General features: G+C 68.6%; 15 protein-coding genes. 14 read left to right on the top strand and 1 reads right to left on the bottom strand.

The window, feature by feature from the left end; genetic code table 11:
• Positions 1–2 precede the first annotated feature (2 nt).
• The 13 genes from ACWGE0_RS34065 (at position 3) to ACWGE0_RS34005 (ending at position 11,305) form a co-directional block, all read left to right on the top strand.
• Positions 3–749, top strand: coding sequence for a phosphoglyceromutase (locus tag ACWGE0_RS34065; RefSeq protein ID WP_452265005.1), 747 nt, complete (start codon positions 3–5; stop codon positions 747–749).
• 177 nt (positions 750–926) lie between these two features.
• Complete coding sequence (locus ACWGE0_RS34060) at positions 927–2,102, top strand: sensor histidine kinase (protein WP_452265004.1); 1,176 nt, start codon at positions 927–929, stop codon at positions 2,100–2,102.
• On the top strand, positions 2,099–2,779 hold the full coding sequence (locus tag ACWGE0_RS34055; RefSeq protein WP_030477953.1) for a response regulator transcription factor: 681 nt from the start codon (positions 2,099–2,101) through the stop codon (positions 2,777–2,779). Before ACWGE0_RS34060 ends, ACWGE0_RS34055 begins: the two co-directional genes overlap by 4 nt.
• Positions 2,780–2,806: 27 nt before the next feature.
• A complete protein-coding gene (locus ACWGE0_RS34050; protein WP_452265003.1) occupies positions 2,807–3,787 on the top strand; it encodes a Ppx/GppA phosphatase family protein in 981 nt (326 codons plus the stop codon).
• Complete coding sequence (locus ACWGE0_RS34045) at positions 3,787–5,064, top strand: hypothetical protein (RefSeq protein WP_452265002.1); 1,278 nt, start codon at positions 3,787–3,789, stop codon at positions 5,062–5,064. The genes ACWGE0_RS34050 and ACWGE0_RS34045 overlap by 1 nt, the downstream gene beginning before the upstream one ends.
• Positions 5,061–5,906, top strand: a complete 846-nt coding sequence (locus ACWGE0_RS34040; protein WP_452265001.1) for a sugar phosphate isomerase/epimerase family protein — start codon at positions 5,061–5,063, stop codon at positions 5,904–5,906. The genes ACWGE0_RS34045 and ACWGE0_RS34040 overlap by 4 nt, the downstream gene beginning before the upstream one ends.
• A 52-nt stretch (positions 5,907–5,958) precedes the next feature.
• Entirely contained in the window at positions 5,959–6,855 is an 897-nt protein-coding gene (locus ACWGE0_RS34035) for a proline dehydrogenase family protein (protein ID WP_319969568.1), read from the top strand.
• Positions 6,852–7,634: a thioesterase family protein gene (locus ACWGE0_RS34030; RefSeq protein WP_452265000.1), complete on the top strand. Its 783-nt coding sequence runs from the start codon at positions 6,852–6,854 to the stop codon at positions 7,632–7,634. Before ACWGE0_RS34035 ends, ACWGE0_RS34030 begins: the two co-directional genes overlap by 4 nt.
• A 10-nt stretch (positions 7,635–7,644) precedes the next feature.
• A complete protein-coding gene (gene proC, locus ACWGE0_RS34025) occupies positions 7,645–8,454 on the top strand; it encodes a pyrroline-5-carboxylate reductase (RefSeq protein ID WP_452264999.1) in 810 nt (269 codons plus the stop codon).
• Positions 8,455–8,583: 129 nt separating this feature from the next.
• The gene (locus tag ACWGE0_RS34020; protein ID WP_030477960.1) at positions 8,584–8,796 is read left to right on the top strand and encodes a helix-turn-helix domain-containing protein; all 213 of its coding nucleotides are present in this window, start codon (positions 8,584–8,586) and stop codon (positions 8,794–8,796) included.
• A 120-nt stretch (positions 8,797–8,916) separates the two neighbouring features.
• The gene (locus ACWGE0_RS34015) at positions 8,917–9,018 is read left to right on the top strand and encodes a 30S ribosomal protein bS22 (RefSeq protein ID WP_015105422.1); all 102 of its coding nucleotides are present in this window, start codon (positions 8,917–8,919) and stop codon (positions 9,016–9,018) included.
• Positions 9,019–9,291: 273 nt separating this feature from the next.
• A complete protein-coding gene (locus tag ACWGE0_RS34010; RefSeq protein WP_452264998.1) occupies positions 9,292–10,329 on the top strand; it encodes an NAD-dependent epimerase/dehydratase family protein in 1,038 nt (345 codons plus the stop codon).
• A 16-nt stretch (positions 10,330–10,345) separates the two neighbouring features.
• A complete protein-coding gene (locus tag ACWGE0_RS34005; protein WP_452264997.1) occupies positions 10,346–11,305 on the top strand; it encodes a lysophospholipid acyltransferase family protein in 960 nt (319 codons plus the stop codon).
• Here the strand turns inward: ACWGE0_RS34005 and ACWGE0_RS34000 are convergent.
• A complete protein-coding gene (locus ACWGE0_RS34000; protein WP_452264996.1) occupies positions 11,274–12,551 on the bottom strand; it encodes an isocitrate lyase/PEP mutase family protein in 1,278 nt (425 codons plus the stop codon). The two genes, ACWGE0_RS34005 and ACWGE0_RS34000, sit on opposite strands and share 32 nt — an antisense overlap.
• Before the next feature lie 11 nt (positions 12,552–12,562).
• Between ACWGE0_RS34000 and ACWGE0_RS33995 the strand changes: the two genes are divergently transcribed.
• Positions 12,563–13,321 (top strand): ArsR/SmtB family transcription factor, encoded by a 759-nt coding sequence (locus ACWGE0_RS33995; protein WP_452264995.1) that lies wholly within the window; start codon positions 12,563–12,565, stop codon positions 13,319–13,321.
• The last annotated feature ends 191 nt before the right edge of the window (positions 13,322–13,512 follow it).

Below are 13,512 nucleotides of genomic sequence, written 5' to 3'. Positions count from 1 at the left end.
CCATGTCTGTCGGAACCTTGGTGCTGCTCCGCCACGGCGAGAGCACGTGGAACGCGGAGAACCTGTTCACCGGCTGGGTGGACGTTCCCTTGTCGGAGAAGGGCGAGCGGGAGGCCCGCCGCGGCGGTCAGCTGCTGCGCGAAGCCGGTGTGCTGCCGGAGATCCTGCACACCAGCCTCATGCGCCGGGCGATCATGACCGCGAACCTGGCGCTCGACGCCGCCGACCGGCACTGGATCCCGGTCAAGCGCGACTGGCGCCTCAACGAGCGGCACTACGGCGCGTTGCAGGGCAAGAACAAGAAGCAGACGCTGGAGGAGTTCGGCGAGGAGCAGTTCATGCTCTGGCGCCGGTCCTACGACACTCCGCCGCCGCCCATCGAGCCCGGCAGCGAGTACTCCCAGGACACCGACCCGCGCTACGCGGACCTCGGTCCCGACCTGCCGCTGACCGAGTGCCTGCTGGACGTCGTCAAGCGCATGCTCCCGTACTGGGACGAGGCGATCGTGCCGGACCTGCGCACCGGCAAGACGGTCCTCGTGGCCGCGCACGGCAACTCGCTGCGCGCGCTCGTGAAGCACCTCGACGGCATCTCGGACGAGGCCATCGCGGGCCTCAACATCCCGACCGGCATCCCGCTGCGCTACGACCTCGACGAGGACCTGAAGCCGCTCAAGCCGGGTGGCGAATACCTCGACCCGGACGCCGCCAAGGACGCCATCGCGGCGGTCGCGAACCAAGGCCGCTGACCACATTTCGGGAAAAGCGCACCCGGCGTTCGGGTGCGCTTTTCGCGTCTAAGGACACGGTTGGGTGAACACGGTCTGACCAGGGCGGGAACAACCGTCCACTGAGGTGTCGCGGGTGTCACGGTTCACGCTTCCGCACTAGGCCAAGACACCTCTGAGCTGCTTACCATTCGCCTCGTGACCACAACGGGTTACCTCGCTGTGTCGATCGGCCTCGCGCTCATCGGCGTGATCGCTGCTTTCTTCGTCGGCCGGTTCACCGCCCCGCGCGCACCGAAGGTCCCCGAGGGCCTCACGGTCGCCGACCTGATGCAGCGGATCGTCGAGGACTCCCACGACGGCATCGTGGTGCTGAACCACTTCGGTGACGTAGTGCTGCACAACCCGAGGGCAGAAGAGCTGGGCGTCGTTCGCAACAACCGCGTCGACGACCGCGCACGCAAGGCCGCGGAGGCCGTCCGCAGCAGCAACGAGATCGTTTACGTCGACATCTCGCCACCGGACGGGACGGGCACCAAGGGCCGTCAGCCGGCGGCGGTGCACGCCGAGGTCCGGTTGCTCACCGAGGGCTTCACGGTGGTCGACGCGAGCGACGAGTCCGAGGCGGTGCGGCTGGAGAAGACCCGGCGCGACTTCGTGGCGAACGTCAGCCACGAGCTCAAGACCCCGGTCGGCGCGCTCGCGCTGCTGGCCGAGGCCGTGCTGGACGCGAGCGACGACCAGGACGAGGTCCGCCGGTTCAGCGCGAAGATCATGCAGGAGGCGACTCGCCTCGGTGTGCTGGTCACCGAGCTGATCGCGCTGTCCCGCCTGCAGGGCGCGGAGAAGCTGCCGGAGCTGTCCGACACCGAGATCGACGTCGTGATCAACGAGGCGCTGTCGCGGTCCAAGCTCGCCGCCGAGTCGGTCAACATCTCGATCACCACCGACGAACCGAGTGGGTTCGTCGTGCCGGGTGACAGGTCGTTGCTGGTCACGGCGCTGACGAACCTGCTGGACAACGCCGTCGCGTACTCGCCTCCTGGCAGCCCGGTGAGCGTGAGCCGCAGACTGGTGGACGGGCACGTCGAGATCGCCGTGACCGACCGCGGCATCGGCATCGCCGAGGACCAGCAGACACGGGTTTTCGAGCGGTTCTACCGCGTCGACAAGGCTCGGTCGCGCGCGACCGGAGGCACCGGTCTCGGGCTCGCGATCGTCAAGCACGTCGCCGCCAACCACGGCGGCGAGGTGAAGCTGTGGAGCCTGCCAGGAACGGGGTCCACCTTCACGCTGCGGCTTCCGGCCGCGGCAACCGAACCCAACCCGACCCTCGTCCCCACCGGCGCGGGCGACACTGGAGGAGAGCTGTGACCAGGGTGCTCATCGTGGAGGACGAGGAGTCCTTCGCCGATCCGCTCGCCTTCCTGCTGCGCAAGGAAGGGTTCACCGCCGCGCTCGCGGCCACCGGCCAGGAGGCGCTCGAGGAGTTCGACCGCAACGGCGCCGACATCGTGCTGCTCGACCTGATGCTGCCCGGCATGAGCGGTACCGACGTCTGCAAGCAGCTGCGGCAGCGCTCCGCCGTCCCCGTGATCATGGTGACCGCGCGGGACAGCGAGATCGACAAGGTCGTCGGCCTGGAACTGGGCGCGGACGACTACGTCACCAAGCCGTACTCGGCCCGCGAGCTCATCGCCCGCATCCGCGCGGTGCTGCGCCGCGGCGGCGAGTCCGAGGACCTGCTGCCGCAGATCCTGGAGGCCGGTCCGGTGCGCATGGACGTGGAACGCCACGTCGTCACCGTCGCAGGTCAGGACATCAGCCTCCCGCTCAAGGAGTTCGACCTTCTCGAGTACCTGCTGCGCAACGTCGGTCGCGTGCTCACCCGCGGTCAGTTGATCGACCGGGTGTGGGGCGCGGACTACGTGGGCGACACGAAGACGCTGGACGTGCACGTCAAGCGGCTGCGGTCGAAGATCGAACCGGACCCGTCGGCTCCTCGTCACCTGGTGACGGTGAGGGGTCTCGGTTACAAGTTCGAGTCCTGACGGACACGACCAGGTACCGTTTCCGGCGTGCGCCTGGGCGTTCTAGACGTGGGGTCCAACACCGTCCACCTACTGGTGGTGGACGCACATCGTGGTGCCCACCCGATTCCGACGACGTCCGAGAAGACGATCCTGCGTCTCGCAGAGCAGCTCGACGACAAGGGTCAGCTCTCCAAGTCGGGCGCTGACCAGCTGGTTCGTGCGGTGGCCGGCGCGAAGGCGTCGGCCAAGCGGTCCGGCTGCGAGGACCTGATGGCGTTCGCGACCTCGGCCGTGCGCGAGGCGGGCAACTCCGCCGAGGTGCTCGACCGGGTGCGCACCGAGACCGGGGTCGACCTCAAGGTCCTGTCCGGCGAGGACGAGGCGCGGTACACGTTCCTCGCGGTCCGCCGCTGGTACGGCTGGTCCGCGGGCAAGCTGCTGAGCCTCGACATCGGCGGCGGCTCGCTGGAGCTCGCCGTCGGCCGCGACGAGAACCCCGACATGGCCTTCTCCGTGCCACTGGGCGCGGGCAGGCTCACCAGGACCCGGTTCAAGAAGGACCCGCCCCGGCGCTCGGAGGTCCGCGAGACCACCGACTGGCTCGCCGAACAGCTCGCGCCCGTCGCGCGGAAGCTGAAACGCGCGGGTGAACCCGATCGAGTGGTTGCGACCTCAAAAACTTTCCGAACGCTGGCGCGGCTCACCGGGGCCGCGCCATCGTCTGCCGGGCCCAGGGCGCGCCGGGTTCTCACCGACGCCGGCCTGCGGCAGCTGATCGCGTTCATTTCCCGGATGTCGGCCAGCGACCTCGCCGAGCTGGAAGGCGTGAGCACCTCGCGCGCCCATCAGCTCGTCGCGGGCGCGTTGGTCGCGGAGGCAACAATGCGAGCCCTGTCACTCACGCAGCTGGAGATTTGCCCCTGGGCACTCCGGGAGGGTGTCATCCTCCGGCGGCTGGACCACACTGATGGGACGGACCAGAGCGATACTGGACGGACTGGCCAGACCGGGGCACGGTGGAGTTGATGAGTCGAGAGAGCGGATCGGACCAGACGCAGCGCACAGTCGCTGAGCTGCTCGCCCAGTACGGGGGCAGCGCAGAGAGTGCGCCTCGTCGGCGACGCCGCCGGGCGGCTGATGACGAGGACGATGTCCAGCAGCCGGAGACCGCACCCCAGACGATCATCGAGAGGGTCCTGTCCGACAGCGGCCGGCTGATGGCCATCCGCGACGACGACCAGCCCCAGCCGGGCCGTCGCGCGGCACCCGAACCTCCGGCGCCTCCCGTCGGGCCGCCGCCCGCCGAGCGCACCGCGTACCAGCCGAAACCGCCGGTCGCGCCGCCCGCCGGTCCGCCGCAGGTCCGCAGACCCGCGCCTCCCGCCCCGCCGGTCGTACCGCCGCCCGTCGCCGCCGCCGAGCAGACCAGGCAGGTGCCGCAGGTCCGCGACCAGCCGTCGCGTTCCGACATGCCGCGTCCCGAGGCCGCACGTCCCGAGGCACCGTCGCGTTCCGACATGCCCCGGCCCGACGTGAGCTCGCGCCTGGAGGCGGGTGCCCCGCCGGCCACGTCGCGCACGAACATCGCCCGGCCGCCCAAGCCGGGACCGCCTCCCGTGCCGAAGCCCGCTCCGCCGGGCCCGCCGCGCGAGGCGATGACCGAGCAGCTCCCGCGCATCCCGGCCAAGGCGCCGGTGGACCAGATCGCCGCGCTCGAGACCGAGTCCGTGCTGATCGTGCCGCCGGCCCCGCCGCGGCTGCCGGAACCGCTGCCGAACAACCAGCCGGACGCCTGGTTCTCCGACGACGAGATGGCCGCCCAGACCGACCTGGCCATGGCTCCGATGCCGCCGATGGAGTCGACCGCGGCCCATCCCGCCCCGTACGTGGACGACGACGACTCGCAGGAGTACGCCGTCTACCGCGCCGAGGACGACTACCTCGCGGACGAGGACGACGAGGCGGAAGACGACGGCCCCGCGGGTCTCGACGACGCCGAAGAGGTCACCGACGAGGACCCGGAAGACGCAGGTCAGCGCTCTGCGGCCAAGGAATGGCTGATCATGATCGGCCAGCTCGCCGTCGGCGTGCTCGGCGGTGCTGCCCTGTGGCTCGCGTTCAACTTCCTGTGGCGCTCCGTACCCGCCGCCGCACTCGTCGTGGCGCTTGCCGTTACCGTGGGTCTGGTGTTGCTAGTTCGCAAGATCCGCCGAGCAGACGATCTGCAGACCACCGTCCTGGCCGTGCTCGTGGGCCTCATCGTCACGGTCTCACCAGCGGCGATGCTGCTGGTGAAGAGTTGACCGCCCGCATCCCGGTCGGGCTTTCCACGGCGTCGGTCTACCCGCAGCCCGCCGGAGCCGCCTTCGAGATGGCCTCCGACCTGGGCTACGACGGCGTCGAGCTGATGGTGTGGGCCGACCCGGTGTCGCAGGACATCAGGGCCGTCGACCGCCTGTCGTCCCGATCGGGCATGCCGGTTCTCGCCGTGCACGCCCCCTGCCTGCTCATCTCGCAGCGGGTGTGGTCCCCGGACCCGGTCGAGCGCCTGCGCAAGTCGGTGCAGGCCGCCGCCGATCTCGGGGCACCGACCGTCGTGCTGCACCCGCCGTTCCGGTGGCAGCGCAAGTACGCGGACGGGTTCGCCGACCTCGTCTCGTCGCTGGAGGACGAGAGCGGGATCGCGATCGCGGTCGAGAACATGTTCCCGGTCCGGCGGCCGCTGGGGCGGGGCCGGTCGGTGCAGATGACCGCGTTCAAGCCCTCGATCGACCCCACCGACGTGGGACATTCCAACTACACCCTGGACCTGTCGCACTCGGCAGCCGCGCACATGGACGCGCTGGAACTGGCCAAGCGGATGGGCGACGGGCTGCGGCACATCCACCTCGCGGACGGGTCCGGCGCGCCCAAGGACGAGCACATGGTCCCCGGCCGCGGCACTCAGCCCTGTGCCGAGCTCTGTGAGCTGCTGGCTCGGGGCGGGTTCGACGGGCAGGTCGTGCTGGAGGTCAACACCCGTCGCGCGGCGTCGCCTGCTGCTCGGCGGGAGATGCTCGCGGAGTCGTTGCTGTTCGCGCGGCTGCACCTGGAGTTCCCGACCGAGGGTGGCACGGGGAAGGGCCGTTCGTCGCTGTCGCACTGATGTCGCGGTGGCCAGACACCGGTAATTCGACTGGCGAGTTAGGGTTCGTGCTGTGAACCCGCTGCGAGCGTTGATCATGGCCGCGTCTCGCAACGAGACTGTCCGTCATCTCGTCGCCAGCGCGCCGATCAGCCGTGACGTCGTGAAGCGGTTCGTGGCGGGCGAGACCACGCAGGACGCCGTAGACGTCGTGCGCGGTCTTGGTCTGCCGGTGACGCTGGACTACCTCGGCGAGGACACCACGGACAAGGCGCAGGCCGAGAAGATCGTGCAGGCGTACCTGGAGTTGCTCGACGCGTTGCACGCCGCAGGGCTGGCCAGGGACGCCGAGGTCAGCGTGAAGCTGTCGGCGGTGGGGCAGAACCTCGACGAGGCGCTCGCCCTGACGAATGCCAGCCGGATCTGCGCGGCGGCCGAGCAGTGCGGCACGACGGTCACGCTCGACATGGAGGATCACACCACCACGGATTCGACGTTGCGGATCCTGCTGGAGCTGCGGCGCACCTGGCCGTGGGTGGGTGCGGTGTTGCAGACCTACCTGCACCGGACGCTGGACGACTGCAAGGCGCTGGCCGGGCCCGGATCACGGGTCAGGCTGGTCAAGGGCGCCTACGCGGAGCCTGCCGAGGTTGCGATTCAGGATCCACACGAGGTGGACTTGAACTACGTGCGGTGCCTGAACGTTCTCCTCGCAGGAGAGGGTTACCCGATGTTCGCCACGCACGATCCGCGGTTGATCGAAATCATTGGCGAACGGGCCCGCTGGTATGACAAAACTGAGTTCGAGTACCAGATGCTCTACGGCATCCGGCCGGAAGAGCAGAGGCGTCTTGGCACTCGTGTTTATGTCCCATATGGCGAGCAGTGGTACGGATATCTCATGCGGCGACTAGCGGAACGGCCTGCCAACGTGACTTTCTTCTTGCGGTCGCTGGCCAGCCGCTCATGACCTTCACCAAGTCCAGTGCGGTCCGGTCGCTCGGTGACGGAACCTTCACCGCGTCCCTGCCCGCCGAGTGGACCGTCGGTCCCAAACCCCACGGCGGGTTCCTGCTCGCGGTGATGACGCGGGCCGCTGCCCACGTCGCCGAGGGCGATCCGCTCGCCGTGTCGGCCCAGTTCCTGCGGGCGCCGGAGATCGGTCCGGTGCTGGTCAGGACCGAGGTGCGCAAGGCGGGGCGGACGGCAACGGTCATCGCGGTGACCTTGGAACAGCGCGGTCAGGTGTGCGTCGAGGCGACGGTGACGACGGGACGGATTCCCGAGCACCGGGCCGACTACGTGAACCTGCCGGCGATCCCGGCCGCGCCGCCGCCCGGTTCGGTGGAGCTGGCGACGTTCCCCACCGGTGGTGTCTACAAGGTCGGCAGCCTCTGCGACCTGCGGATCGACCGGGATTCGGCGACGTTCCTCGACCGGCGCACGGACGGCCCGCTGACCCTGAAGCTGTGGGCGCGGCCGATCGACGAGCAGCCGGACCCGTACTTCGCGTTGCTCGCGGGCGATCTGTCGATGCCGGTGACGTTCAACCTCGGCCGCTTCGGGTGGTCGCCGACGGTGCAGCTGACCGCGTTGCTGCGGGCCCGGCCGGCGCCGGGGTGGCTGCGCATCCACGTCACCTGCCAGGCGGTGCACGGGCAGTGGTTCGACGAGGACGCCACGGTGATCGACTCAGCCGGCCGGCTGGTGTGTCAGGCACGGCAGTTGGCGTTGACGCCTGCTGTGTGAGACTTGACCGATGACGAAGATCGCGGTGCTCGGCGCGGGCAAGATCGGTGAGGCGCTGCTGTCCGGGCTTCTGCAGGGTGGTCGTTCGGCTGCCGATCTGATGTTCACCGAGAAGCACGAGGCCCGTGCGCGCTCGCTCACCGAGCAGTACGGGTTCGAGGCGGTGGACGTCGCCGGTGCCGCGGCCAAGGCCGACGTGTTGATCGTCGCGGTCAAGCCGCAGGACATCGAGCCGTTGCTCACGGAGCTGAAGCCGGTCCTGCGCGCGGGCACGCTCATCGTGTCGTTGTGCGCCGGCCTGCCGACGTCGCTGTACGAACGCAGGCTGCCCGCGGGCACGCCGGTCGTGCGGGTCATGCCGAACACCCCGATGGTCGTCGGCGAGGCCATGAGCGCGGTGTCCGGCGGCTCCAACGCCACGCCTGAGCACCTCAAGGTCGTCGAGGAGCTCCTCTCGACCGTGGGCAAGGTCGCAGTGGTGCCGGAGTCGCAGCAGGACGCGGTGACGGCCCTGTCCGGCTCCGGGCCCGCCTACTTCTTCTTCCTGGTCGAGGCGATGATCGACGCGGGCATCCTGCTCGGCATCCCGCGCGACCTGGCCTCGACGCTGATCATCCAGTCCGCGGTGGGCGCCGCGACGATGCTGGCCGAGGGCACGAGCCACCCGGTCATCCTGCGTGAGGCGGTCACCTCGCCGGCGGGAACGACGATCATGGCGATCCGGGAGCTGGAGAAGCACGGCGTCCGTGCGGCCCTGCTCGCTGCCATCGAATCGGCGCGTGACCGCTCGGTCGAGCTGGGCCGTCAGCACGAAGACTGACCAGGATTGACTGGGTTGGACGTCGCAGGAGTCACACCAGTCCCGCTACTCTCAGAGGCAGCACGTGCGTGTCGAACCGTCGGTGGGGAAGACCGACGGCACGACACGTGTCGAAGGATGCGGTGATTTATGCCTGCGAAGGAGAACGAACGAACAGGTCTCGCTCAGGTCCAGTTCCTGACCGTGGCCGAAGTGGCCTCGATGATGCGGGTCTCGAAGATGACCGTGTACCGGCTGGTGCACTCCGGCGAACTGCCCGCTGTGCGGGTGGGAAAGTCGTTCCGGGTGCCTGAAAAAGCGGTGCATGCCTACCTCGAGAACGCGTACTTCGACGCTGGCTGAAGGCTGGCGAACCCCAGCGGGTAGACTGGTAGGCCGATCGTGCTTACCGGCGCGCCGTGCTTGACACGGCCAAGGCTGGGGCGCGCCAGTCAAAGCAACGTCTAGAGCTAAGGAACCCGCATGGGCTCGGTCATCAAGAAGCGCCGCAAGCGCATGTCGAAGAAGAAGCACCGCAAGCTGCTGCGCAAGACCAGGGTCCAGCGCAGGAAGCGCGGCAAGTAAGCCCCGCATGCGCTTTACCGCCGCCGGTCCCCTCACGGGGATCGGCGGCGGTTGCGTTTCCGGGCCTGTCCGTGACCTGGCCGGGTGCTTGCAGTGGCACGGAATATCACCCAGTGAGACGAGCGCCGGGAAACACGGGAACGGTCGCCGCCGATCGGGTGATTAGCCGGTAAAGCCTGCGTGACCTGCGTCAAGACGGCGTTCCGGCCCCCTCCGGTTTCACATCTGGTCTGTAGCATCGACCAATCGCAACGCCCTTCTGCTTGGAGTCGCATGACGCCCAAGGTCGTCCTCGTCACCGGAGTCAGCCGCTTCCTCGGCGGCCACCTCGCCGCACGCTTCGCCGCGAACCCGGACATCGAGCGCGTGCTCGGTGTGGACACCGAGCCGCCGCCACGTGACCTCCTGCGCCGCATGGGCAGGGCGGAGTTCGTGCGGGCGGACATCCGCAACCCGCTGATCAGCAAGGTCATCTCCACCGCGAACGTGGACACGGTCGTCCACGCCTCCGTCACCGCCAACCCGGCGGGCCCCACCGGTCGCACGGCGATGAAGGAGATGAACGTCATCGGGACCATGCAGCTGCTGGCCGCGTGCCAGAAGTCGCCGAAGGTCCAGAAGCTCGTCGTGAAGTCCACGAGCGCCGTGTACGGGTCGTCGTCGCGTGACCCCGCGGTGTTCACCGAGGACATGGGCCCCAAGGACCTGCCGTCGTCCGGTTACGCCAAGGACGCGGTCGAGGTCGAGGGGTACGTCCGCGGGTTCGGCCGCCGCAGGCCGGACGTGAACGTCACCACGCTGCGCTTCACGAACTTCATCGGGCCGCGCATCGACACCGTGCTGACCCGCTACTTCGCCCTACCGGTCGTGCCCACCGTCCTGGGCTACGACGCTCGGGTGCAGCTGCTGCACTCCGAGGACGCGCTGGCGGTCCTGGAGCGCGCGACGCTGCACGACCTGCCCGGTGTGTACAACGTGGGAGGCGACGGTGTGCTGCTGCTGTCGCAGGCCATCAGGCGGGCGGGCAGGCTGAACCTGCCGGTGCCCAGCATGGCCGTGCCCACGGTCGGCGGCTTCTTCCGGAGCGCCCGGCTCGTCGACTTCTCGCCGGACCAGATGAGGTTCCTCAACTGGGGCCGGGTGGTCGACACCACCGCACTGAAGAAGGAGTTCGGGTTCACGCCGCGGTGGACCACGCAACAGGCCTTCGACGACTACGTGAGCGGCCGGGGTCTGAGGCCGTTCATCGATCCAGAGACGATTGCGTCGGCGGAACGGGGAATCCTCGACGCAGCCGCTCGTTTCCGCTGATCTTTGCCTTGAGGAGATGAACGCAGTGGCAGGAGCACGCGTTATCCCGCTGCACGACCCGGAGCGCGACGCCGCGCGCAGATCACGCCACGTCGAGGTGGTCCCCGAGCCAGCGCAGCAGCAGTCCGAGACACCGGACTGGGAACGCAGGCTGACCGACCTGCTGTCGTTCGCGCGCAGGCGGATCGCGGGCGACTACCAGATCGACGAGTTCGGGTTCGACCGCGACCTGACCGAGAACGTGCTGATGCCGCCGCTGAAGCCGTTGTACGAGAAGTGGTTCCGGGTCGAGACCATCGGCATGTCGAACATCCCGACGGCCGGCGGCGCGCTGATCGTGGCGAACCACTCCGGCACGTTGCCGCTCGACGCCCTGATGACGTCCTACGGCATCGCGAACGAGCACCCGGCCCAGCGCCACCTGCGCGGCCTCGGTGCCGACCTGGTCTTCCGCACCCCGCTGCTCGGCGCGCTCGCCCGCAAGGGCGGCCAGACGCTGGCGTGCAACCCGGACGCCGAGCGCCTGCTGTCGTCCGGAGAGCTCGTCGGCGTGTGGCCGGAGGGCTTCAAGGGCGTCGGCAAGCCGTTCAAGGACCGCTACAAGCTGCAGCGCTTCGGCCGCGGCGGCTTCGTGTCGGCCGCGCTGAAGACCGGCGTGCCGATCATCCCGTGCTCGATCGTCGGGGCCGAGGAGATCTACCCGATGATCGGCGACATCAAGGCGCTGGCCCGGCTGTTCGGCTTCCCGTACTTCCCGGTGACGCCGTTCTTCCCGCTGCTCGGCCCGCTGGGCGCCATCCCGCTGCCCTCGAAGTGGTACATCGAGTTCGGCGAGCCGATCCGCACCGACGTGTTCGGCGAGAACCCGGCCGACGACCCGATGCTGGTCTTCAACCTCACCGACCAGATCCGCGAGACCATCCAGCAGACCCTGTACCGCCTGCTCACCCAGCGGCGGAACGTGTTCCTGGGCTGATCAGCGCCTGCACGTCGGCGTAGCTGAACGCCGGGCCGGCGGGTCGGCCGTCGCGCACTGCCTGCGCGGTAGCGACGGTGTGCTGGAGGGCTGCGCGGAACAGCAGCGAGCCGGTGCTGATGCGTTTGACGCCCAGGTCTGCGAGTTCTTTTGGCGTGCGTTGCTGGGCCAGGACGTTCAGCGGGGCCAGGGTTGCGAGCTTTTCGATGTCGTGAGGCTCGGTCACGCCTGGCACGAAGATCCCGTCTGCGCCGGCGTCGACGTACCGCTTGGCGCGGTCGACGGTTTCGTTGATGGCTGTGCCCTGCCAGTGCGTGTCCACGCGGGCGTTGATGAACACGCCTGGTGCTCGCTGTTTGACGGCTTCGATCAGCTTGGCCTGCTCGTCGGGTGTGGCCAGGCCGTGGGGCCTGCCGTCTTCCAGGTTGATGCCGGCTACTCCCAGGCCGGCCACTGTTTCGGCCAGTTCTGCTGGGGTGGCGCCGAAGCCTGACTCCAGGTCGGCGGTGACCGGGCAGGGCAGATTCGCCAGCAGCCTGGCCAGTGCTGTGGCCTGTGCTCCGGCTTGGCCCATGCCGTCCGGGATGCCGTGTGCTGCCGCCACGCCGAGGCTGGTGGTGCCGATCGCCGGGAAGCCTGCTGCGTGCAGAGCGGTGGCTGAGGTGTAGTCCCAGGCGTTGGGGAGGATCAAGGGCTCGGGTTGGTGGTGGAGGGCTTGGAACGCCATGTTCTTGGCGATTCGGGTGGCCAGTGCCTGGCCTGGGCAGGCGTGGGGGCCGTGGCCGAACGGGTGGGTTTCGAGGCTGACCTCGATCACGCCGGAATCGGTGGCCCTGCGAGTGATCGGGACCGGTGGGGCTGGGTTTGAGGTACGGAGGTGGTCCGCGAGGGTGTGGGTGGCTGCCCAGGCTTGGACCAGTAGGCCGATTCGGGCTGCGGATTCCTCGGATTTGGTGGGGGCCAGTCGTTCTACGGCGGCGTCGGCTTCTGGGGTGATCTGTTCGTGGGGTTGGTAAGCCGGGGCGATTGTGGCGATGTCGTTGAGTGAGCCGGGCAGGTTCAGGGCCGTGGCCAGCTCGTCGAGAGTGGTGGCGGTGATGTTTTCGAGGAGCTTGGTGGTGAGCGTGCGCCTGCGAGTGTGGTCGGGGCCGTTGCTGAAGCGGACCACGTGGGCTCGTAGCCAGGCGACTCCGGTGTCTCCGGCGGGTACCTGGGGGACGGGAAGGCTCAGCAGCTCTTCGGTCATGGGGTGACCGTATGGCGCGGACGTTTCGGTGGGGGCCGAAGTGTTCTGGTCGCAGAATGGGGCGTGTGGAGGGACTTGCTGCGGTTGCCGGGCTGCTCGCGGATCGGACGCGGGCGGCGTTTTGCGGAGCTTTGCTGGATGGGCGGGCGTGGACGGCCAACGAGTTGGCTGCGCACGCTCGGGTTGCGCCTTCTACTGCCAGCGAGCATCTGACTCGGTTGATCGAGGGTGGGGTGCTGGTTGAGCACCGGCAGGGGCGGCATCGGTATGTGGCGTTGGCTGGGCCGCATGTTGCCGAGTTGTTGGAGACGATGGCGGCGTTTGCTGGGCCTGGGGGTGTGCCGCGGGGGTTGAGGGCGGTTTCGGCTTCGGAGGCGATGGTTCGGGGGCGGACCTGTTACGACCACCTGGCTGGGCGGCTTGGGGTGTCGTTGAGGGCTGGGTTGGTGGAGTTGGGGGTTGTGACTGGGGAGTTGGCGGTTACTGAGACTGGGATGGTCTGGTTGAAGGAGCTCGGGTTCGAGGCGTCGAAGCGGGTGGTCAGTCGGGCTTGTCTGGATTGGACTGAGCGGGTGCCGCATGTCGCGGGGGCTGCTGGGGCGCATCTTTGTGCGGTGTTTTTTGAGCGTGGGTGGATCAAGCGGATCGGGTCGTCTCGGGCGGTGGTTTTGACGCAGGCTGGGGAGGTTGGGTGGCGGGGGCTCGGGTTGGCACCGTCGGCCGCCGGTTTTCAAGCTTTCGGGGCTCCGCCCCGGACCCCGCCAATCTGATCAAGGACCGGTTCCACGCCGTCAGCAGGTTGATGGCACGCCTGTTGCGTTGGGCGGAGTTGCGTTGCGTAGGTGGTGCGGTTCGGGTGGGTGGTCCCGTCACAAGCCGTACCTAGAGCGCGCCACAACCAGGGAGGGGTGTCAACTCGACGAAAAGCGTGTCGAGTTGACACCCCTGCCTGGTTGCAGCG

The organism is Lentzea sp. NPDC054927 (assembly GCF_053610285.1).
Note: the sequence above shows the minus strand (reverse complement) of the source record. Positions and strands in the feature narration are given on the sequence as shown.